The organism is Tistrella sp., from assembly GCF_002684955.1.
In the GTDB taxonomy this organism is placed as follows: Bacteria; Pseudomonadota; Alphaproteobacteria; order Tistrellales; family Tistrellaceae; genus Tistrella; species Tistrella mobilis.
The window spans coordinates 89,389-111,691 of record NZ_NYWI01000073.1 but is presented as its reverse complement, the minus strand read 5'-3'; the positions used below and the strand labels follow the sequence as shown (position 1 = coordinate 111,691).

Here is a 22,303-nt window from a genome sequence, read left to right as displayed (position 1 = left end):
TCCAGCGGACCGGGGGGGCGTCCGTTTGTTCTCTTTTTGTTCTAGTCCGGCTTGCGGGTGGAGTCAAGCAGGGGGCAGACATCCGGTGGCTGCGGCCGATGGCTGCGACAGATCGGCATCGGATGACGGTTTCGCTTGCCTCGACCGGCCGGCCGCGCGAGCATCGGAGTGTAACGAGGCCGTCATATCGCCGGATGGTGATACGGAACGGCCCGCGATCTGACGGGGCCGCCTTCGCTGCGGGCATCCTGCATCGCCGCCGACGGTTCCGCTGCCAAGGAAGGGACGGATCGTCCGATCCGCTCCGACGCGCGGCGCGCCTCTTCTGTGCCGACTTGTCCTGCTGCCGCCCGCGCCCGTGACACCCGACATCGGACGACCTCCATCCGTTCCGGATGCTGGGGAGGATGCCATGTCCACCAACACGGCAGAGGGCAGGCCCGCGGGGGCCCTGCCCGACAGAGTTCCGGCGGCGCCGCGGTGCGCCGTCCTCATCGGACCTTATGGAACCGGCAAGACCAGCCTGCTCGAGGCCATGCTGTGGATCTCGGGCACCACCGGCCGGCTGGGCCGGGTGGCCGACGGTACCGCCCGGGGCGACGCCTGGCCCGAAGCACGCGGCCAGATCTCGGGCGGGTTGACCCTCAACACCGCCCGCATCGACTATCTGGGCGAGCGCTGGACGATGCTCGATTGTCCCGGGGCCGCCGATTGCCGCCAGGATATGCGCGACTGCCTGACGGTCGCCGATGTGGCGGTGGTGGTCTGCGACCCCGATCCCGCCCGGGTCGAGGCGCTGGCGCCGATCTTTACCCTGCTTGAGGAAATGCGCGTTCCCCACATGGTGTTCATCAATAAGGTGGACACTTTGAGCGTGCGCGTCGCCACCATCCTCGACGCCCTGCAATCCGCCAGCCGCCGGCCGCTGGTGCTGCGCGAAGTGCCGATCCGCGAACGCGGCGCCTCGGGCGAGGAGCGGGTGGTCGGCCATGTCGATCTCGCCAGTGAACGCGCCTATCGCTATCGCCCCGGATCGGCATCGGAAGTCGTGCGGCTGCCCGCCTCGCTCAGCGCCCGCGAGCAGGAAGCCCGGCAGGTGATGCTCGAAACGCTGGCCGATTTCGACGATGTCCTGCTGGAACAGCTGCTCGAGGAAACCCATCCCGACCGCAAGACCATCTATCGCGACCTCGGCCGGGAATTCGGCCGCGAGACCATCGTGCCGGTGTTCTTCGGCAATGCGCTTGAAGGCTTCGGGGTCCGGCGGCTGATGAAGGCACTGCGCCACGAGACGCCGGATGTCGCCGTCACCGCCTGCCGCGAAGGCGTGCTCGACCCGGTCGATGCCGGGGACGAGGGGGAAGATGCGGTCCTGCGCGGTCATGACGACGGCCGGATGCGGGCCCGGCTGTTCAAGGTGCTGCATCTGCCACATCTGGGCCGGGTCGGGATTGCGCGGCTGTGGTCGGGCCGGCTGGCCGAAGGGGATGACTTTGCCGGCCAGCGTCTGGGCCAGATCGGCATGTTCGACGGCCCGGCCATGATCCGGCGCACCGATGCGGCGGTTGCAGGCGAAGTGGTGGTGCTGCCCCGGCTTGAAAACGTGCCGGTCGGCGTGACGGTCGATGCCAAAGGCGTGATCGCCGAGGGGGGAGCATCTGTGCCGATGCCGGTGGCCGGCCTGGTTCTGGCGGCGACCAGGGCTGCCGACGAAGCCAAGCTGGGCGCCGCCCTGGCGCGGCTGGTGGAAGAGGATCCGTCCTATCGGATCGATGCGCGCCCCGACATGTCCGAAACGGTGCTGATCGGCCAGGGGGCCCGTCATCTGGCCCTGGCGGTGGAGCGGTTGAAGCTGCGCTTCGGCATCGAGGTGGAGACCCGGCCACCCCGTATCGCTTTCCGCGAGGCGCCGCGCCGGCCGGCGGCTGCCCGGGCGCGCCACAAGCGCCAGAGCGGCGGCCATGGCCAGTTCGCCGATGTGTCCCTGGAGCTTACCCCCCTTGGCCGCGGCGAAGGTTTCCGGTTCGAGGACCGGACCGTCGGCGGCTCCGTACCGCGCAATTTCGTGCCCGCCGTGGAGGCGGGCGTGCGCGACGCGATGGTCAGCGGGCCGCTTGGCTTCCCGGTGGTCGATCTGGCGGTCTCTTTGACCGATGGCCTGCATCACGCGGTCGACAGTTCCGACATGGCCTTCAGGACCGCGGCCCGCATGGCGATGATCGAGGCTCTGGGCGAGGCGGATCCGGTGCTGCTGGAACCGGTGAGGCCGGTGCGGATGACGGCACCGGGCAGTGCCACTGCCCGCATGCATGCCGCCATTCAGTCCGCCCGTGGCCAGATCCTGGGCCTGGAAGCGGTGGCCCAGCCCGTGGGGTGGGACCGTCTGGAAGCGATGGTGCCCGATGCCGAATTGCCCCGGTTGATCGACGATCTGGCAGCCGCGACACAGGGTCTGGCGGTGATCGAGGCCGGTGAAGCCATGCTCCAGGAGGTGCCGGGCAAGCTGGGGGAGAAGCTGGCCAGAACCCACGCTGCCTGATCACCCCACCCGGCCATCCGCCATCATCCGTCATCACCCGGTCCCGCAGGGGCCGGGTGATGACGCATTTCGGGCATGGTCTGGAAAAATGCCAGGATGCCGGCCTCCGCCTTGCGTCCACCTCGGGGGCCTGCAACACTTTCCGGGCTGGATGAGGGAGCACGGTCGTGCGGGGACTGCGACCAGTGGGCGAGGACGGCAGGGGCCCCGTGGCTCCGATGGCGAGAGGGCATCGCGCAGGTGCGCATCGGCAGGCATCGGGACAAGACTCCATCCGCACCGACGGTGGCGGCCGGGGATGCAGATCATGATAACGGCGGGGCCTCGGCATCGCCGTCTTCTTCTGCGGCCACGCCGCCCGATGTCAGCTTCGGCCGGCTGATCCGGCCGATCCTGGGGGTGATGGCCATCGGGCTGGTGCTTGTAGGCGCCATCGTCGTGACCGCAGCCGGCGTACAGGACCAGACGGCGCTGAACCAGCAGCAGCGCCTGATCCGCGATCTGCTGAACGCCCGCATGTCGACGCTGGACCGGACCGTGGTCGATTATGCCTGGTGGGACGAGGCCGTCGCCGCAACGACCCCTCCCCTTGACGACGCCTGGCTCGACGATAATTTCGGGGCCTATCTGCGCCGGACCTTTGCCGTAGACGGCAGTCTGGTGATGGGAACCTCAGGACCACCGGTCTATCTTTCTGCCGGTGAGGGATTCTCGGCAGACGAGATCGATACCCTTCCGTCGATGCTGGCACCCTTGGTTGAAGCCGCCCTGGCGACAGGCAGGCAGGAACCGCAGCCTGTCAGACGGACGTTCAGAATCGGTGATGGTATCGTCTTTGCGGCGGCGGCCCGCATTGCGCCTTTCGTGACCGACGGCACCGTTCCGGCGACAGACGGCCCCGGTCAGGCACTGGTCATCTTTCAGCGTCTGGACCGGTATTTTCTGGGCCATGACATGATCGGCGGACTGCCCGACGTGACCCTGGCCCTGACGATGCCGCAGGATGACGCCGCCCTGGCGCTGGACGGTCCGGATGGCGCCCCCGTCGCCTGGTTCACCTGGAGGCCCGACCAACCCGGTCGGGCCCTTCTGGAGAGCACATTGCCGCTGGTCGTCATCGCGCTTCTGCTGATGTCGGCGCTGGTCTGGAGTGCGGCCGCCCGGGCGCGTCTGGCCGTGGGGAGCCTGACGCATAATGCGCGGCTGCTTGCAGACCGCAACCGCCGGCTCAGCGAGCAGGAACAGCGCTTTCGTGATGTCGCCGGCATCGCCAGCGACTGGATCTGGGAAACCGATGCCGATGGCCGGTTCATCTACGTCTCCCGCCGGATCGTGGATCGACTGGGGATTCCGGCCGACCGGCTGATCGGCACCCGTCGCGCCGATTTGCCGGCCATGGCCTGGCGGCGCGCCGAAGAGCGGCGCTGGCGACGGCACCTGGACGAGATGGCGGCCGGTGTCGCCTTCGACGGTCTGCGCTATGAATTGCTGGATGCCCATGGGCGTCGCCGGGTGATCGAAGAAGCGGGGCGGCCGATCCTGGATGCGCGCGGTCGGGTGATCGGCCATCGCGGTGTCTCGACCGACATCACCGATCGCATGGAGGCGGAAGCCCGGGCCTGGGCTGCACATCGCCTGATGCTGGATGCGCTGGACAGCACGCGCGAGGGCATCGCGATCTATGATCGCGATCTCAGGCTGGTGATCGTGAACCGCCGCATGGTCGATCTGTTTCAGGTGGTTGCGGATCTTCTGGTGCCCGGCACCCTGCTCGAGGATCTGGTGCGCGCCGCGGTCGATCGCGGCGCCTATGGCGGCGACAGCCGGTTTTCGGTCGAGGCGGCGATGCGCCGTTACGGCGACATCGTCCATCACCGCAGCGATGCGCTGATCGACGTCCACATGGCCGATGGTCGCCTGCTGGAGTTGAGCGAGCGCGCCACGGCCGATGGCGGGCTGGTGGTCGTCGCCCGCGACGCGACCGATGTTCGCCGGCGTGAACGCGCCCTGGCTGAAAGCGAGGAGCGGTTCCGGGCAATTGCCGAGGCGGCGCCGCTGCCGATGCTGATCGTGATGCAGGAGGGCCGGCGCCTGCTCTTCGCCAACCGTGCGGCGGTAGACGCCTTCGGACTGGACGATCTGGTCGGCGGCCAGACCGAAGGCGGGTTGATCTTCGACCGGCTGTTCGCAGACCCGGGGGCGGCGGCGCTGATCATGGCCGAGTTGACCGGCCGGGCCGCGGCGGAGCGGGTCGAAGCCCCCATGATCCGGGCCGGAGATCGTGCCTTCTGGGGCCTGCTCAGCGCCTGTGCCCTGCGCTATGGCGGTGCGGCATCCCTGCTGGTGGTGGTGCACGACATCACCGATCGGCGCATGGCCGAGGATGCGCTGCGGAGTCGCGAGACCCGCCTGCGCCGCCAGAACGGGGCTATCGCCGCGATCGCCCATGGTGGCGGCCTGTTTACCGGCGACCCCGCCAGCGTCATCCGGGTGGTGAGTGAAACGGCGGCGGAGATCATCGATGTCGGCCGGGTTTCCGTCTGGCTGGCGGATACGATGCAGGCCCGGGCGGGTACGCACGCTCCGGATCCGACCGATTTCATGTGCATCGATCATTTCGATGCGCGGGCCGGCAGTCATCTGCCGACCGACGGACAGCATATCTCGGTGGCCGGCATGCCGCGCTATTTTGAGGCATTGCTGCCTGAACGCGTGCTGGTGGTGGGGGATGCCCGTTTCCATCCGGCAATGACCGAGGTGATGACACTGCCGCGCTATGGCGACAGCCTGGGCGCGCTGATGGATGCGACCGTCCGGGTCGACGGCCGGGTGGTCGGCATCCTGTGCTGCGAGCATTTCGGCTCCCCCCGGCATTGGGCGCAGGACGAGGTCAATTTCGTGGGCTCCCTGGCCGATCTGATTGCCCTCGCCCTGGTAGGGGCAGAACGCAGGCGCGCCGAGGCAGCCCTGATGGAGGCCAAGGAGACGGCCGAGCTGGCCAATCGCGCGAAAAGCGAGTTCCTGGCCAATATGAGCCACGAGCTGCGCACCCCGCTGAATGCGGTGATCGGCTTTTCCGAAATGATCGCGCTTGAGACGCTGGGGCCGGTCGGCAACCCCCGCTATCTGGAATATGCCCACGATATCACCGAGAGTGGCGGCCATTTGCTCGCGGTGATCAGCGACATCCTCGACATGTCGAAGATCGAAGCGGGGCGCCTGGATCTCGACGAGCGGCCGGTCGATCTGCGGGCAATGGCATCGCGTGCCCGGGGGATGGTTCAGGCGCGTGCCGATGCCGGCGGCATCACCCTGGAGACCGAGCTGCCGCCCGGCCTGCCGCCGGTTCTGGTGGATGAGCGGCGCATGAAACAGGTGCTGCTGAACCTTCTTTCCAATGCGGTGAAATTTACCGAGCCGGGAGGCCGGGTGACCCTGGCGGCGGTGCCGGGCAGGGACGGCGGCATGGACATCACCGTGACCGACACCGGCATCGGCATAGCCCCTGAGGATCTGCCCAAGGTGTTGACCCCCTTCGGTCAGATCGAGAGTGCCTTGAGCCGTCGTTTTGAAGGCACTGGGCTCGGCCTTCCCCTGTCCAAGGCGATCGTGGAGTTGCATGGTGGCCGGCTGCTGCTTGACAGCCGGCCTGGCCAGGGAACCACCGTCACGGTTCATCTGCCTGCGGCGCGGGTGGTCGGACGCGGCGGGCTCTGGTTGATGGGCGCCCCGGGCCGGCATCCTGCACCGGGGTGATCACGCGCGGGACCAGGCCCTGCAGGACAGGCGGTCCCGGCTCTGGCGGCAGGGGATCCCCCGGTGGTGGTGGCGGCAGGGCCAGAGCCGAAAGGGCCGTACCCAATACCGCCACACGCGCCAATGCCGTCACCGGCGGACAGAACCGGGCCGATCTCACTACATCAGCACCTGAACGAGGCAGGTATCGGTTGCGGCCAGATTGTAGATATTGCTGCCGGTCACCTGACAGGCGGCCGTGCTGGTGACCACCGATCCGGTACCCGGCAGTCCGTCATCCAGTTCCACATCCAGCCGATGTGCCTGATCGACGGTCAGCAGGGGCGTGGAATTACCGGTGGTTGAGCCGGTGGTCATGCTGCCGATTCTGAGCCACACCCCGCTCGTTGCCCCAACCGTCGCCGAGACCAGCTGGTATTGCCCGCCCAGAGGCGTGGACGGCGCCGATGTGCCGCCTGGCGACATCTTGAGATTGGTCAGGAACTGAGCGGCGGTCAGATGGCGCCAGGCCTCGAGGCTCTCCTGATCGGCGCCACTGCCTGACAATGTGCCGTCACCGTTTCCTCTTTCCGCATCCATGGCCAGAATCGGGCCATCTTGATAGTCCCCGGGCAGGGCGCCATAGCGTTCCTGAAACTGACTGAAGGCGGTGCGGATGGCACCGACCTCCGATACGAAGGCCTGAACACGACTGTTCCCGACCATGCCCTGGGCCTGCAGAACGGTGCCCACCAGCAGGGCGATCACCACAAGCGCAATGGCCACCTCCACCAGGGTGAAGCCGCGATCGTCTTCGGTTATGCCGGGCCCGGCGGCGGGATGGCTCGGATCGGGATGGCCGGCTGCGGAACGGGTTCTGATGCTCGTCATTGTGGTGTGCTTTCACTTTCCGGGATGGACCGGCCGGGTGTCGGGACCGGTCTGGTGGATGGCGGTGTGATTGCAGGGGAGGGGGAAGGTGCAGGAAAGGGCAGGGGCCGCGGATCGGTGGTGAAGCCGCGATACAGGTCGATATCGGCGGGGGCGATCGTGCCGCCGGTGTCGTCGGGCAGAATCGTGGCGCGCAGGAAGACCACCAGTTCCACCGTATGGCTGGCATCGGTATCGGCGCGGAACAGCCGCCCCACCCAGGGCAGATCCTTCAGCACCGGGGCGCCGCTTTCGTCGAAGCGCGCGCGCTCTTCCATAAGCCCGCCCATGATCATGATCTCGCCCGACCGGATGCGCAGAACCGAGTCCAGCTCGCGGACCTCCACCACCGGCACCAGGCTTTCCACCTGGTTCTGAGAGGCGATGGCGACGCCCGGATCGGCGACCTCCCGGGCGATGCGGGTGATGGTCGGCCGGACGGTCATGACCACCGAGCGCTCGTCGGCCGCGATTGCCGGCTGCACGCTCAGCACCAGCCCGATGGGCACGGTGTTCAGCTTCGAATTGACCGTCAGGGTCACGTCGCCGGTGTCGTCATCGGTCTCACGCTCGACGTCCAGGGTGAAGTAGACCGCGTTCTCGGCGACCTTGAGCAGCGCCGTCTGGTTGTTGAGCACGGTGAGGCGTGGGCTGGAGAGCGTGCGCACCGCACCGAAGCGCGCGGCCAGCCCGACCAGGGCGTCGATGTCGGATCCGCTCACCCGGATGCCCAGGACATCGTCGACCCCGTTTGCGATCCGCGCGGCCGGGGCGCCGAACCGGCCGGCGATGGCGACGTCTCCCGACAGGATCGCGGACCAGTCGATTCCGGCCTCGTAGCCTTCGTCGAGTGCGACCTCCACGACACGGGCCTCGATCAGAACCTGCCGTCCGGTGGTCCGGCGCAGGCCGGCGATGACCCGGCGGACGATGTCCTGGGCGTGGCGGTCGCCATAGACGGCGATTACGCCGGTGCGTGGGTTGACGCTCAAACGGGGCCGGCGGTCATCCGCCGGATCGGCGACCTGGGCGGCATCATCGCCGGGAATACCAAGGGCGGCCGCCAGTGTGCGTATGGCATCGTTCCAGAAGGCGCCGTCCGTGTGATTGCGGATGGCGATGGACGAGCCGTTGCGGTCGGCCGTGCCGCCACTGCCGGTGCCGACGGTGTCGAGTTCCGATGAGGCCGCGACACCGCCATCCACCCGCCGAACCACGTCCGGCTGATCGATGCGGTAGATGCGGACCACCGGCCGGTCGCGTTCGACCAGAAGCACGCCGCCTTCGATCCGGTAGACGAAATTCACCTGACGGCCGATCGCCGCCAGCGCCTTGCCAAGCGGCACGCCCGAGAGGCTGACCCGGACCATGCCGGCAAGGGTCGGATCGACCACCACGCCTACACCCGCCTGATGGGCCAGATCTTCCACCACCTCGACAATCGGGATCTGGCCGGCGACCCGGATGTCGACCGGGCGGGACAGAATGGCCCGGGCTTCCGGACCGGGCGCCGGATCATCCAGCTCGCCATCCCCCTCCAGCGGGGGCAGTTGTGGCGGTATCGGCTGCGGAGCCGGCCTTGTATCCGGCGGTGGTGTCGCTGCAGGCACGCCTCCGATCGCCCGATAGTCGCGGCGCTCCAGACCCAGCGCCCGGTCGCGCGGATCGGCTGTGCCACAGGCGGTGAGAGCGAGGAGAACGAGGACGAGCAGAAAGGGCCGGGTGGCGGTCATGGACAGACCTCGTCAGGGAGGATGCCGTCGATGCCGAGACAGATCTCCCGCCCCAGGGCAAGAAGGACCGCACTCCTGCCTTCCGCCAGGCGGATGCTGACGGTGTCCCGGCCGACCGTATCGACCACGGGCTCGCCGGGACGGGCCGGCCCTGCCATTGCAATCCGCCGGCCGTTGATCCAGACCCGCCAGTCCGACCCCGGTCCGTGGGCAATGCCGTCGAGCTTGATGCGGCGTGCGACCGCAGGCGGCTCAGCCGCAGTCGGTCGGTCCGGGCTGCTCAGGCGGCGGCGGTGTTCCGACGGCTCCAGGGCAAGGGCGACAACGGTTCCAGGCGGGTCCGGCGGGATGGCGGGCGCCGCAAGGTCGCGGCGGGTAAGGAGAGGGGTCAGTGGATCCATGGCCTGGCCGTCGGGCAGGGAGGGCAGGCTGGCCGGATCGATGGTGGCGAAACGCAGAACGGCGCGGGCATGCGCCCTGCCTTCATCCGGGCGATCGGCCAGTTCCAGACGGTCGATCACGGCGCGGCCCGGCAGGGCGGCCCGCATGGCCGCAAGCCCGGCACGGATTTCGGCATCCGAGGAGGCCGTCAATTCGGCGGTGACCAGAACCGGCCTGAGCCGGGGCAGAGCCTCTGCTGCGGGCGGGTGCGGCAGCCGACGATCCGCCGGCCGGGGTGCCACCGCTTCGGCCGGGGCGTCGGAAAGCGACAGGCTGACGGTTCCGATGCCGGCCGCCATGGCCAGATCGTTCAACTGCCGGAGCAACGGGGCCGGCGCCGGCGGTGCGAAGAGTGGCCGCGGATCCGCGACAAGCCGCGCCACTCCCTGATCCAACCGCCAGGCCGCGGCTTCGGCCTGCCGGAAACGCCCCCGTGCCGCCTCGGCGGTCCGGGCCAGATCTTCGGCATGCGCCCGTACCCGTTCCACCTCCAGTGCCATCGTCAGATCTGCGGCGATCACGGCCAGGCAGCCCAGGGCCAGAGCCGCCAGCCGGGGCGCGCGCACGGCCAGGCGGCCAGCGGGATCTTTGTCCATGGCCGCGGGCTGGCGCCGGACGGCATGCCGTCGGAAGCGTCGGGCGGAAAGCCGCGGCCTGCAGGCCGTACCGGATCTGCCGGCATCGGCCGGAAGGGGGGTCAGGATCAGCCGGCCGCGGAACGGGCCACCTTCGGGGGCCGTGTCCCCGGCAGGGCCCGTGTCCCCGGCAGGGCCCGTGTCGCCACCGCCACTGAGTGCCGGAGCCTGGCGGATCAGGGGCGGGCGGGCGCCCGGGCCGGGTGGCGGGTCGGCAACCGTGGTCATGCCCAGCCCGGCGGCCGCGACGGTCTCGGCAAAACGCTGTCGCAGGGCGTCGGCCGCCGCGGCATCGTTGCGGGTGATCTCGATCTCGAGCGTCAAGCGGCCGGCCTCCGGGCCGGTCCCGTCGCGTCGATGATCCAGCCCCGTGATGGCCAGGCCTTCGGGCCTGAGCACCGCCAGGCGGTCGAGCACGCAGAGCAGGTCCACCGATGCCGCCTGTTCCATGGCGGCAAGCCCACCCAGTGCAGAGGCAACGCGCACGCCCCCGGCCAGACGTCCAGGATCGGTGCCGCCCGCCGCTGCCGTGCGCAGATCGAACTCCGTGGCGAGCATAAGGTCGCGCTGGGCAGCAACCATCGCCTCGTCCACCAGGCCGGCAGCCTGCAGGCCGGGCAGGATCAGGGCGGCAAACAGCAGACTTGCGGCCGCCAGCCCGGCCAGACTCCGGCTGCGGATCGGCTGATCACGCCAGGGCCGGGCAGCGACCGTGCCGGAGGCAGATATCGGCCCGAAGGTCCGGATACGCAGCGGCGGGGCCTCGTCAAGCAGGGCTGCGAGGGCGAGACGGGTGAGCGGCCCCGGCTGACGACCTCTGTCCGGGCTTGTGGGGCCGGAGATCGCGGCGACTGGCATGGCGACGACCGGCGGCCGATGATGGCGCAGCTCTGTCTCCTCCCCGTCAGGGGATGGGGTGACCAGCGGCGCATGGTCGTCGATCAGCAGCGTGATCAGATCGGGGGTGGTGTGATGCCGATGCAGGTGGCGACGGACTGCCCGGCTCCCGTCCATGGCGGCTTCGGCGGGGGTGAGGCCTGAAAGCGGGCGGCGGCTGGAGAAGACCGGCAGACCGGCTTCGCAAAGGATCTGATCGATCGCGTCGCCGGACGGCTGATCGGACGGCACCGGTACGTGCAGGGCCAGCCACTGCGCGTGGTGACTTTTTGCCAGGGCCATTCCGGCCGTCATTACCGGCGGCAGCGGCCGGAGATGCAGCCCGGCAATCGCCGCCGACCTGGTGCAGGCCTCAACTTCTGCCGAGGCGGGGACGAAGGCGAGTGCCAGCCTGTCCGGCCGGCGGGACGGGTCGATGGCCGTCGCGCCACCGCCCATGCCGCCACCGCCCGCTCCGCCGCCGGGCGGCAGGGGGCGGATGGCGACGAAGCCGCGATCAAGACCGAGTTCGCCTGCAGCGGCAATGATGCGGCGGGTTTCGATCTGCCGGCGGATCCGTTGTCCCAGCCGGGGCAGGGCAATGGTTGCGACCCGTGGCCGGTCGTCTTCAACGATCAACGGCAGCGTACGGCGGAGCCCCTCGCGGCGCCCCGTTGCGGTCAGGGCGCGCCAGGCGGCCGGCGTGTCCGGGCCCGGGCGGAGGGTGACATCGTTCGGGCCCCGCGTCGCCAGCCAGAGCCGGCGGTCACGGTCGAGCAGCAGAACCCGGCGGGGCGGAGAGGGCAGGCGCAGTCTCATCCGCCCACCTCCGCCAGCCCGGAATACAGCGCACCAAGCACCAGCCGGCCGATGCCGGCGACGACCAGTGCCAGAAACATGACCAGGGCCGGTTCCAGCAGGGCGGTCAGTCGATCGACCGAGCGTTCGATGCTGCGGTCCAGCGCCCGGGAGGCGCTGCGGGCGGCGTCGGGCAGTCGACCGGCTGCCGCACCCGCAACCAGCGGTGCCTGGGCGACGGCAGGCCAGGGTTCGAGCAGTGTGAAGGCCTCTGCCGGCGGAACCCCGCGAATGATCAGGCGGCGGACATTGCCGAGCTGCCGGGCAAGTTCGGGATCTGCGGCGCCGATCGCCGCCAGTTCCAGCGCCTCGGTGACGGGCGCACCGGCCTCGGCGGCCAGGATCAGGGCGCGCAGGCTGCGTGCCGCCGCCAGCTGATGGCGCAGCCGGACGATCGGTGTCCAGCGGTCGAGCAGTCGGGCGACGGCCGGATGCCGGCGGACGATCAGCAGCCCGGCCACCAGTGTTGCGGGCAGGCCGATGATGACCCCGATGGCCAGGCCCGGAGCGTCACCCACGGCGATTGCCAGCTGCAGCGTCGGGTCGTCGCCTGCAACGCCGAGCTCGGCCATCAGCCCGGCAAGTTCAGGCAGCGCACCGCCGATGAGAGCGACAAGAGAGGCGAAGGTGGTGACGGCCAGCACGATCGGATAACGCAGCGCCCGGATGATCCGGGCGTGAATGGCGGCTTCGGTCTCGTGATGATGGGCAAGATCGTCGATCGCCGGCGCCAGCCGTCCGGTGCGCGCGGCGACCGCAAAGACCGCCGCGGCCACGGGCCCGAGATCCCGTCCGGCTTCGGTCGCGGCCTCGGCGGGGCTCTGCCCGGCGCGGGTGGCTGCAGCCATGCCGCCGAAGCCCCGTGCAGCCGTGCGGGAAATGCCGCCCTGCGCCGCGGCATCCAGCGCGGCCGGCAGGTCACGTGCGGCTGCCAGGTGAAGGCCGACGGCAGACCAGGCTTCGGCAAGTGCTGCATGACGTTCGGCCGGGCCGGCCACCAGGCTGCCGGAACGGGCAAGTTTTTGCCAGAACCGGGCCAGTCCCTCCCGAACGGGACGGATCGAGAGCGGATCGAGCCCGCGCGCCTCCAGTTGGCCAAGGGCCGTGTCGACATCATCGGCCAGAATGCGGCCATGGAACAGGTTGCCGTCGGCGTCGACCGCGCGGAACCGCCAGCGACGCAGGACGGTGTCCCGCGGGTCCGCTGTCGGGAGTTGCATCATGGGCCGGGCGGAATCGGAGCGGTTGATCATGGCCGGTCCAACGGTCCCACCACCGCCTCTATTTCATCACGGGTGCTGAGGCCGCGCCGCTCGATCTCGCGGGCGTCGGCCAGCAGGCTGTGATGACCGCATCGGCTGAGATGTGCGGCCAGGTGCGGGCGTGCCGCATCCCCGGCAAGCAGGTCTTCGAAGGCGTCGTCGGGGATCAGCAGTTCGGCAACCGGTATCCGGCCACGAAAACCGGTGAAACCACAGGCCGGACAGCCGCTGCCGACGATTCCCGGCCCGGGTGAGCAGTCCGGGCAAAGCCGCCGTACCAGCCGCTGGACCAGGATGGCCGCCAGAACACCCGCCAGCCGGCGTGGCGCAAGCCCCAGATCGCGCAGCCGATCGATGGTGCCCAGGGCATCGCCCGCATGCAGCGTGGTGTATACCCGATGGCCGGTGACGGCGGCACGATAGGCCATGGCGGCGGTGGTCTCGTCGCGCATTTCACCGATCAGCAGCACGTCGGGATCCTGGCGCATCAGCGACCGGATGCCGTCGGCGAAGCTCAACTCCGGCAGACGCGACAGGTCGGTCTGGCGAATGCCGTCCAGGGGATATTCCACCGGATCCTCCAGCGTCGCGACCGCAAGCCGTCGGCGGTCTATCAGGCCGGTCAAGGCGCGCAGGGTCGTGCTCTTGCCGCTGCCGGTGGGGCCCGCGACCACCACGATCCCGTCGGGCCGGCGGGCAATATGGCGCAGCCCCTCGACGATGCGCGACGTGAGGCCCAGACCTTCGAGCTGGCGCAACCGGCGGTCGGCATCCAGCAGCCTGAGAACCACGGCCTCTCCGTGTACGGTGGGATGGGTCGCGATGCGGATCTCCACCGCCAGGCCGTCGATTTTGCTGGTGATCCGTCCGTCCTGGGGACGCAGGGTGAGGACCGCATCCAGCCCCGCCATCACCTTGAAACGGGTGACGAGCCCTGAGGCGATGGCGGCATCCAGCAGGCGGAACGGGGTCAGCACGCCGTCGATCCGCAGGCGAATGCCCAGATGTCCCGGCGCCGGATCGAGATGCAGATCGGACGCGCCGGCCCGGACGGCGGCGGCGATCAGCATATCGGCAAGGCGTGTCACCGCGCTTTCTTCGGCATCGGCGGACGGCCGGTCGCGGAACGGGTCTTCGGGCATGTGCTCGGCCGCGATCGTCAGGCCGGGGGTGACGCCGCTGCCGGCCGCCGCCGCAATCATGGCGTCGATCATCGGATCATTGCGATGCAACCGGCCGATCAGGCGGGCGAAGGCGGTTCGCCCGATAACCATGCGCCGCAACTGCCCCGCATGGCCGAGCCGGCGGCGAATGGTTTCCGCTGCCGTGAGATCGTCGGGATCGATCATCGCAAGCAGCAGTTCGCCCCGTTCGACCCCCAGCGGAACGGCACCGGCGGTGACCAGAAGCTCGGCCGACAACCCGGCCGGATCCGCCGGCACCGGATGACCGGGCCAGGCGGCCAGGCCCGATTCCGCAGCCAGCACCGCCACGAGATCGGCCTCGTCGACCAGCCCCATATGTTCGATCGCACGCAGCAGTGATCCTCCGGGAAGCCGCTCTGCCTCGCGCCGGACCAGCCGGGCGGCATCCGCGGTCAGCAGGCCACGCGCCATCAACGCATCGGCCAGATCTCGTCCACCAGTCTCCGACTTGCTACCGCTGATCATGTTCATAATGAAAATCCACTACCTATACAATTAAACCAAAAGATGTGGATCTGGATCGTTCAAGATGCATTATTGCCAACTACATCTCGTTTAAAGATTGCATACGCAAGGGGTCACGATTTGTCGAGTCTGAATCGCCTGAGACGCGTGAATACCGAAGACGGTTTCGTCTTGGTGGAAATTGCCGTCGCTGTGTTCGTGCTTGCCCTGCTTCTTGGCAGCCTTCTGCCGCTCCTGCGGGCGGAGACTGTCTCGGCACGAGGGGCGGCGACCGATCGACGAATGACGGCGGTCATGGCCGTTCTGGCGGCCGAGCTGGCCCGGAATGGTCGCCTGCCATGCCCTGCAGGCGGCATGGACGGCGTGGCGGAGACTGCCTGCAGCGGTGCCGCAATCGGCCGGGTGCCGACCGCGAGTCTCGGGCTGCCGACGGCAGCCGTTCAGGACGGCTGGTCGCAGCCATTCACCTATGCCGTGGATGCGCGTGCAACACAGACGGCGGATCTGACGGACTGGTGTGGCCGGGCCGACGGCTTCGATGCGCTGACGCTGGACGGGGCCACCCCACACCATCCCGTTTTGCTGCTTGTGGCACATGGGCCGGGTGGTGGCGCCTGGCTGGCCGGGGGCGGACGGGCACCGGGTGCCGCGTCGGACGCCGAGATCGAAAATGCCGATGACGATGCGATTTTCGCAACCGTGCCGATCGTCGCCTCAGGTCCCGACAGGTTCGACGATCGCATTCTGGCATATGCGGAGCCTGCATTCACAAGCATGCATGACATCCATTGCCCCGTCGCGGCCGTCGGGTCGGGGCAGGGGGGATGATCAGCCGGCCGCCACGGTTGCCCGTGCGGCCGTGACCTCGGCTTCCAGCCGGGATGCCGCGGCCGTGTCCGGGGCACCCACCTCCAGCGACGCACAGGCGGCGGCCAGACGGTGATAGCCGTAATTGGCCGCCAGCCCCTTCAGGGCATGCAGGGCACTGCGCCATGCATCCGCATCCCCCGTCGTGGCGGCTGCGGCGATCTGTTCATGGGTGCTGGCCGCACTTTCGGCGAACATGCCGTAAAGGGCGCGTGTCCGTTCAGCGCCGAGGGCCTTTTCGATCTCGTCGCGCCGCACCGGGTCGAGCACCGGGGCGGTCCTGTCGACGTCGTCTGATGGCTCGTCTAGCGTAGCCGGCCCGGAGGGCGGCCGTCCCTCATCGAGCAGGCCAGCCAGGGTGTCGCGCAGTTCGCCCCAGTTCACCGGCTTTGCCACAAAGGCATTGATTCCTGCGTCCAGATAGCGCGAGCGGTTTTCCGGCATCGCGTCGGCGGAGAGCGCCAGGATCGGCACCTTGCCATCTTCTCCCGGCCGTGCGCGGATCCGGCGGGTGGCCGTGACGCCGTCCATCCGCGGCATCTGCATGTCCATGACGATCGCATCGAAGGCGGTTCCGGCCGACATCTCGACCGCCGCCGCGCCATCCTCTGCCACCGCCACCTCGAAGCCCATGCGTCGCAGGGCCTCGTTCAGGAGTTCCCGATTGACCGGGTTGTCCTCGGCAATCAGGAGCCTGCGACCCTTGAACGCGGGCACGGCCATCAGCGTGCCGGCGTTGTGCCTGTCTGCCGATCGGGCGGGGCCGTCCGGATCGCGCTCCCGGCCAGCGGCATGTCCGCTCCGGGTCCGGCAGGGGAGCATGATCGTGAAGACGGACCCGACGCCGGGCAGGCTGTCGACGGTGAGTTCACCGCCCATCGCCGTGGTCAGCCGACGCGAGATGGCCAGTCCCAGACCGGTTCCCGACGGCGGTGTCGCATTATTCGGGGCGGTGATGGCGTCAGAGCGATCCGTCGCCTGAACGAAGGGTTGGAAAATCGCATCCAGCGCATCTGCCGCAATGCCGATGCCGGTATCGGCGACCGCAATGGACAGAAAAGAGGGGGGATCACCCTCGCCCTTGACGTCGACGCGGATCTCGACGAAGCCGGTCTCGGTGAACTTGATGGCATTGCCGACCAGATTCATCAACACCTGCCGCAGGCGCATCGGGTCGGCCAGCACCGTCTCGGGAACAGCGGCGCCGCGGCGGATCGACAGATTGATCCCCTTCTGCGACGCCCGGCCTTCGAACAGCCCGACGACATCATCCAGCAGCCGGCCGATCACGACCGGTTCCTCGTGCAGGACCAGGCGCCCCGCCTCTACCTTCGAGAGATCCAGAATATCGTTGAGCAGCGTCATCAGCCCTTCGGCCGACCGGCGCATCGCCGTCACCCACCGCCGCTGCCGGCCATCCAGATCGGTGGCGGCCAGCAGATCGAGCATACCCAGTACCCCGGTCATGGGCGTGCGCAGTTCGTGGCTCATATTGGCCAGGAACATCGATTTGGCCGCGTTGGCGCGCTCGGCCGAGGCGCGTGCGGTCCGCAGATCCTGTTCAATACGATGCAGTCCGGTGCCGTCGATCGCCAGCACATCGGCGATCAGCCGGCCGTCGGCCATGGGGCGCGGTGTGGTGGCATAGAGCAGCACCCAGCGCGTCACGCCGTCACGGCCGTGAAACGGCAGGCCGAAGCCGGGCGGCGTATCGCCGCGGATCGCGGCCCGGATCGCGGGCAACAGGCGCTGATCGTCGCGCCGTGCCATTTCATCCAGCTGGCGCGGATCGGAACAGATCAGATCGGGGGAGAGGCCGCCGGTCAGATTGCGGATGCCGGCCCCGGCATAGAGCACCGCAATATCTCCGCCCGGATCCAGGCGGATCTGCAGGATTGCCCCCGGTACGTTATCGGCGATGGCCTGAAAGCGCCGTCGTTCCGACGCCAGCGCCCGTTCGGCGGTCAGGCGCCGCCGTTCGACCATCAGAAGCCCTCCCAGAACCACGGTGGCAATGATCCCGCTGAGGACGAGAAGGGGGCCGAACTGCCTCAACAGACGACCGTCATGAACCAGGCCGTGGATGGCTGCGATCAGCACCATGGCCGGCACACCGACCACGGCACCGGCAATAAACAGATCGGACATCCGGATGCCGGTCTTGCGCCGCAGCGCCCACCAGCCCACCGACATCAGGCTGACCACCACCAGCGACAGGGCCGTGGGGATCGCGATCGGCCCGCCCTGCAGCAGCCGGGATGCAACCGTCGTGGCACCCACCACCAGCGTTGCGACCGGGCCGCCGAACGGAGCGGACAACAGAACCAGAACGGCCCTGCCGTCGAAAGCGATGTCGGGGGCGATCTCCACAGGGATCGCCATCGAAATCAGGGCCGAGACCGCGAAGATCAGCCCGACCACGATGCCGCGCGTCAGCCGGCTCATCTGCAGGCGACACTGTCCGAACGCACCGAAGGCGAGGGCGGCAAGCGCGATCACGCCCAGATTCTGTGTCAAGGGCAGCAGCAACGGGCCCCAATGCTGCATGAACATGTGACGGGTGGTCCCTGGGTGACGTCCATGGCGTGCCGCTGCCCGTCGCCGGTCGTGCCGCCTGTCGGCATTTTACACCGCCGCGATGTGCCGCGGTACTTGCAACGATGCATTTTCTTCCGAAACCGACAGTTGATTAAGAATAACAGTCATAATCTGGACGTGATCGCCGTTCAGCTGGAACCGCAACGGCTGTACAGGCATTCTGAGAGGGGGCGCCCTTGACGCCGCCAGGCTTTACGTTTACGTTAACGTCAAACAGCAGCCGGCTTGAGCCGGCCCGCATGGGGAGGTAAGGCATGAGCACCGACGATCTGGTCCGGCGCATGCAGGAGAAGGCCGCCAAGGGCGGGGCTCTTGGATCGACCGTCAAGTTCGAGCTTGAGGACGGGACGATCTTCATCGACGGCCGGTCGACCCCTGCCGAGGTTTCGGCAGAGGATCGCGATGCCGACTGCACCATCCGCTGTTCCGCCGAAACCCTGGACAGGCTGATGACCGGCGATCTGTCGGCGACCATGGCCTTCATGACCGGTAAGCTGAAGGTCGAGGGCGACATGACGGTTGCGATGAAGCTGTCGTCGATTCTCTGAGTATACGGTCGGCTGCGGACGTCGTTCGACGCCTGCGGCCGGCGATCCGATGCTTCCGTCTGTCGACACCGGGTGTGCCCGGCAGATCCCCCCGGAAGCATGTAAGGGGATGCAGGCCTTGTGGCTGCATCCCCTTTTTCGTGACCGGCCCCGATCAGGGACCGGTCCGGATGAAAAAGGCGGGACCCGGAAGGATCCCGCCTTTTCCACGCATGCGCCCGAGGCCGCCTGATCAGCCGGCCTGCTTCATCAGCCAGTCGCCATAGGCCTCACGCAGTTTCAGCTTCAGCAGCTTGCCGGTGGCGGTATGGGGCAGCTCCTCGACGAAAATCACATCGTCGGGCAGCCACCACTTCACGACCTTGGTCTCGAGGTAGTCGAGCATGCCCTGCTTGTCGAGCGTCGCACCTTCGCGCCGGATCACCAGCAGCAGCGGACGTTCCTGCCACTTCGGATGGGCAACGCCGATGACCGCCGCTTCCTTGACGTCGGGATGGCCGACCGCCGCGTTTTCGAGGTCGATGGAGCTGATCCACTCACCGCCCGATTTGATGACGTCCTTGGCGCGGTCGACGATCTGGGCGTAGCCGTCCTGATCGACCGTCGCGATGTCGCCGGTGTCGAACCAGCCGTCCTCGTCGAGGATGTTCTCGTCATCGCGACGGAAATAGGACTTCAGCACCCAGGGACCGCGGACCTTCAGATGGCCGAAGGCGACACCGTCATGGGGCAGCTCGTTGCCGTCATCGTCGGTGATCCGCATTTCGATGCCATAGGCCGGCTTGCCGATCTTGGTCTGCAGCTTGTACTTGGCCTCCTGGTCCAGCGACAGGTGCTTGGCCTTGAAGGTGCAGGCGGTGCCGATCGGGCTGAGTTCGGTCATGCCCCAGGCATGGAGCAGGAAGGTGCCGTGCTTTTCCTGGAACTTGCGGATCATCGACTCAGGGGCGGCGGAACCGCCGACCACGGCGATGCGCACGCCTTCCATGCGCCGGCCGATCTCGTCCAGATGGTTGAGCAGGGCGAGCCACACGGTCGGCACGCCGGCCAGCACGGTCGGGCGCTCCATCTCGATCAGTTCGGCAAGGCCGGGACCGTCCAGCCGCGGCCCGGGGAAGATCAGCTTCGCGCCGACCATCGGGCAGGCATAGGGCAGGCCCCAGGCATTGACATGGAACATCGGCACCACCGGCAGCACGGCATCGGTCGCCGAGATGCCGAGCGTGTCGGTCATGCACACGCCATAGGAATGCAGCACGTTCGAGCGGTGGGAATAGAGCACCCCCTTGGGGTTGCCCGTGGTGCCCGAGGTGTAGCACAGCGACGAAGCGGTGTTTTCGTCGAAGCTGGGGAAGTCGTAGCTGTCGGCCTGATCCGCAATCAGCTCTTCATAGCAGATCGCGTTGGGGATCGAGGTCTCGGGCATGTTGGCCCGGTCGGTCAGGATGACAACCGCTTCAACCGACGGGATCTTGCCGATCAGCTTTTCGATGATCGGGACGAAGGTCAGATCGACCAGGATGACCCGATCTTCGGCATGGTTGACGATGTACTCGATCTGCTCGAGGAACAGGCGCGGGTTGATCGTGTGCAGGATTGCACCCATACCCGAGACCGCAAAATAAGCCTCGAAATGGCGATAGCCGTTCCATGCCAGGGTGCCGACGCGGTCGCCCATGGCGATGCCGAAGCGCGAGGCGAGTGCATTGGCAAGCTGCTGCACGCGCTTATAGGCATCCGCATAGGTGTAGCGGTGGATGGGGCCTTCGCAGGTCCGTGACACGATCTCCACGTCGCCGTGAAACCTGGCGGCGTTCCTGATCAGCGGTGCGATCAGAAGCTGCGTGTCCATCATCTGGCCGCGCATGGATCCTCCCTTGGGATATGCAGTGGCGCCGCTCCGTCTTCCGGAGCCGCGTCGGCCGGCCGCGCCTGAACGGCCGTGTCCTGGAATGTCCGTCGCAACCCATGCCGCACGATACCGCTCCCCCAAGCGGGCCGCCGGTCGTTGTACGGGTTGCCGGCGGGGGCCAGACTACCGCGTCGGTACCGCTTTGTGAACTGGCTTGCACCCTGGCGAAGCCCGCAGAAAACCGCCATTTGCGCGCTTCTCGCAGCAGGTTCCGAAGAGGCGAAGATCTTCGCGTGTGCCGTGGGGTGATCCGTCTGGTGACCCGGGCATGGCCTCGTCAACGCAAGAGGCTGAGCGGTGTGCCGCAGACAAGAAAAAGCCCTGCAGGCGAACCTGCAGGGCTTTTTCAATTGGCTCCCCGAGCCGGACTCGAACCAGCGACCCGGTGGTTAACAGCCACCTGCTCTACCGACTGAGCTATCGGGGATCAGTGCGTCCGGGGCCTTCGGTAGGGCTTCCCGTCCGTGTCGTCTGTGGGCCGGGCTTTTATCACCGCCTTGCCCGCCTGTCCAGCTTTATTTTCGGTGGCTTCCAAAGTCTGTTCGGAAGTGTCCGGTATGCCGGCATCCTGCCGGGGCAGGATGGAAGAGTTGGAGGCCGGGGGCGGGATCGAACCGCCGATCGGGGATTTGCAGTCCCCTGCATTACCACTTTGCTACCCGGCCACCGGGTCTTCACTGCGGGCTGCCGTTCCGATCCGTGATCTGTCGATCCATGATCCTTCAGGCAGCGATGTCTTCAAGCCGTGTCGCCGACTTGGCGTCGATGACCGTCCCGTGACGGATCGCGTTTATAGAGAGGTCGGCAGGTGCGGTCAACCCCGCAATCGCTGCCTCACTGACGATCCGTCGCGAAGCCCAGTCTATCGGCTTGGATGGCCCCCGTCACGGCTCGTCTGCATCTGCGGAGGACGGCGTGATTGTCATCCCCTGCGGCCCCCGGTATAAGTTGCGGCGATGCGTCACCCGATGCCGCGTCGTCGTCTGACCGACCGGAAGCAGCCGAGAGCCCATAGCATGCACGACTACAGCGATGCCCGCCGCAACATGGTGCTGAGCCAGCTCCTCACCAACAAGGTCACCGACGAACGTGTGATCGAAGCCATGGGCGCGGTTCCGCGCGAGCGCTTCGTCCCCGCGAGCCATCGGGCCGTGGCCTATGTCGACGAGGATGTGGCGGTCGGCCATGGCCGTTTTCTCATGGAGCCGATGCTGTTCGCGCGGCTGCTTCAGGCCGCCGACGTGAAGTCGAACGAGGCGGTGCTCGACGTCGCCTGCGCCACCGGCTATTCGACCGCGGTTCTCGCCCGCCTCGCCTCGGCGGTGGTGGCGCTGGAAGATCAGCCCGAACTTGCCGAACAGGCGGGTGAACTGCTCGATCAGCTGGGGGTCAGCAATGCCGCCGTGGTGTCGGGCCCGGTGGTCGACGGCTATGCCGCCCAGGCGCCCTACGACGTGATCGTCGTCGAAGGCGCGCTGGAGGTGGAGCCCAAGGCCCTGCTGGACCAGCTGGCCGATGGCGGCCGCCTGGTCGCGGTGATGAACGACGATGGCCGCGTCGGCCGCGCGACGATCTTCACCAACTATGCCGGGGCGATCGCCCGCCGGACCCTGTTCGATGCCTCGACGCCGCATATCGCCGCCTTCCGCAAGAAGGTCGGCTTCGTTTTCTGACGACGGGACCATCGTGCAGTCCGGGT

12 protein-coding genes and 2 tRNA genes are annotated in these 22,303 nt (G+C 67.9%); 5 read left to right on the top strand and 9 right to left on the bottom strand.

Annotation, left to right across the window (positions count from 1 at the left end; translation table 11 throughout):
- Nucleotides 1-412 precede the first annotated feature (412 nt).
- Nucleotides 413-2,539: an elongation factor G gene (locus CMO28_RS23850; RefSeq protein WP_062761376.1), complete on the top strand. Its 2,127-nt coding sequence runs from the start codon at nt 413-415 to the stop codon at nt 2,537-2,539.
- Between the two features lie 240 nt (nt 2,540-2,779).
- Nucleotides 2,780-6,295, top strand: coding sequence for an ATP-binding protein (locus tag CMO28_RS23845; RefSeq protein WP_296718051.1), 3,516 nt, complete (start codon nt 2,780-2,782; stop codon nt 6,293-6,295).
- 159 nt (nt 6,296-6,454) lie between these two features.
- Here CMO28_RS23845 and CMO28_RS23840 read toward each other — a convergent pair whose 3' ends face one another.
- From CMO28_RS23840 to CMO28_RS23820, 5 genes are read right to left on the bottom strand one after another with little or no spacing between them, the layout of a single operon-like run.
- Nucleotides 6,455-7,165 (bottom strand): type II secretion system protein, encoded by a 711-nt coding sequence (locus CMO28_RS23840; protein ID WP_296718045.1) that lies wholly within the window; start codon nt 7,163-7,165, stop codon nt 6,455-6,457.
- Nucleotides 7,162-8,937: a hypothetical protein gene (locus CMO28_RS23835; protein WP_296718042.1), complete on the bottom strand. Its 1,776-nt coding sequence runs from the start codon at nt 8,935-8,937 to the stop codon at nt 7,162-7,164. The genes CMO28_RS23840 and CMO28_RS23835 overlap by 4 nt, the downstream gene beginning before the upstream one ends.
- Nucleotides 8,934-11,708 carry a hypothetical protein gene (locus CMO28_RS23830; protein WP_296718033.1) on the bottom strand — a complete coding sequence of 925 codons (2,775 nt, stop codon included), beginning with the start codon at nt 11,706-11,708 and terminating at the stop codon, nt 8,934-8,936. Before CMO28_RS23830 ends, CMO28_RS23835 begins: the two co-directional genes overlap by 4 nt.
- The gene (locus CMO28_RS23825) at nt 11,705-12,970 is read right to left on the bottom strand and encodes a type II secretion system F family protein (protein ID WP_296718030.1); all 1,266 of its coding nucleotides are present in this window, start codon (nt 12,968-12,970) and stop codon (nt 11,705-11,707) included. Before CMO28_RS23825 ends, CMO28_RS23830 begins: the two co-directional genes overlap by 4 nt.
- Before the next feature lie 26 nt (nt 12,971-12,996).
- Entirely contained in the window at nt 12,997-14,685 is a 1,689-nt protein-coding gene (locus CMO28_RS23820; protein WP_296718026.1) for a GspE/PulE family protein, read from the bottom strand.
- Nucleotides 14,686-14,826: 141 nt separating this feature from the next.
- On the opposite strand from CMO28_RS23820, the gene CMO28_RS23815 reads away from it, so the two are divergent.
- The gene (locus CMO28_RS23815; RefSeq protein WP_296718024.1) at nt 14,827-15,507 is read left to right on the top strand and encodes a hypothetical protein; all 681 of its coding nucleotides are present in this window, start codon (nt 14,827-14,829) and stop codon (nt 15,505-15,507) included.
- Here CMO28_RS23815 and CMO28_RS23810 read toward each other — a convergent pair whose 3' ends face one another.
- Nucleotides 15,508-18,099: a hybrid sensor histidine kinase/response regulator gene (locus CMO28_RS23810; protein ID WP_296718021.1), complete on the bottom strand. Its 2,592-nt coding sequence runs from the start codon at nt 18,097-18,099 to the stop codon at nt 15,508-15,510.
- A gap of 299 nt (nt 18,100-18,398) precedes the next feature.
- On the opposite strand from CMO28_RS23810, the gene CMO28_RS23805 reads away from it, so the two are divergent.
- Nucleotides 18,399-18,692, top strand: coding sequence for an SCP2 sterol-binding domain-containing protein (locus tag CMO28_RS23805; RefSeq protein WP_296718018.1), 294 nt, complete (start codon nt 18,399-18,401; stop codon nt 18,690-18,692).
- 232 nt (nt 18,693-18,924) lie between these two features.
- Here the strand turns inward: CMO28_RS23805 and CMO28_RS23800 are convergent, their stop codons facing one another.
- From CMO28_RS23800 to CMO28_RS23790, 3 genes are all read right to left on the bottom strand, one after another.
- The gene (locus tag CMO28_RS23800; protein ID WP_296718016.1) at nt 18,925-20,559 is read right to left on the bottom strand and encodes a 3-(methylthio)propionyl-CoA ligase; all 1,635 of its coding nucleotides are present in this window, start codon (nt 20,557-20,559) and stop codon (nt 18,925-18,927) included.
- Between the two features lie 396 nt (nt 20,560-20,955).
- A tRNA-Asn gene (locus tag CMO28_RS23795) sits at nt 20,956-21,031 on the bottom strand.
- Nucleotides 21,032-21,195: 164 nt separating this feature from the next.
- Nucleotides 21,196-21,269: transfer RNA gene (locus tag CMO28_RS23790), tRNA-Cys, on the bottom strand.
- Nucleotides 21,270-21,620: 351 nt separating this feature from the next.
- On the opposite strand from CMO28_RS23790, the gene CMO28_RS23785 reads away from it, so the two are divergent.
- Nucleotides 21,621-22,277 (top strand): protein-L-isoaspartate O-methyltransferase family protein, encoded by a 657-nt coding sequence (locus tag CMO28_RS23785; protein ID WP_062765350.1) that lies wholly within the window; start codon nt 21,621-21,623, stop codon nt 22,275-22,277.
- Nucleotides 22,278-22,303 lie beyond the last annotated feature (26 nt).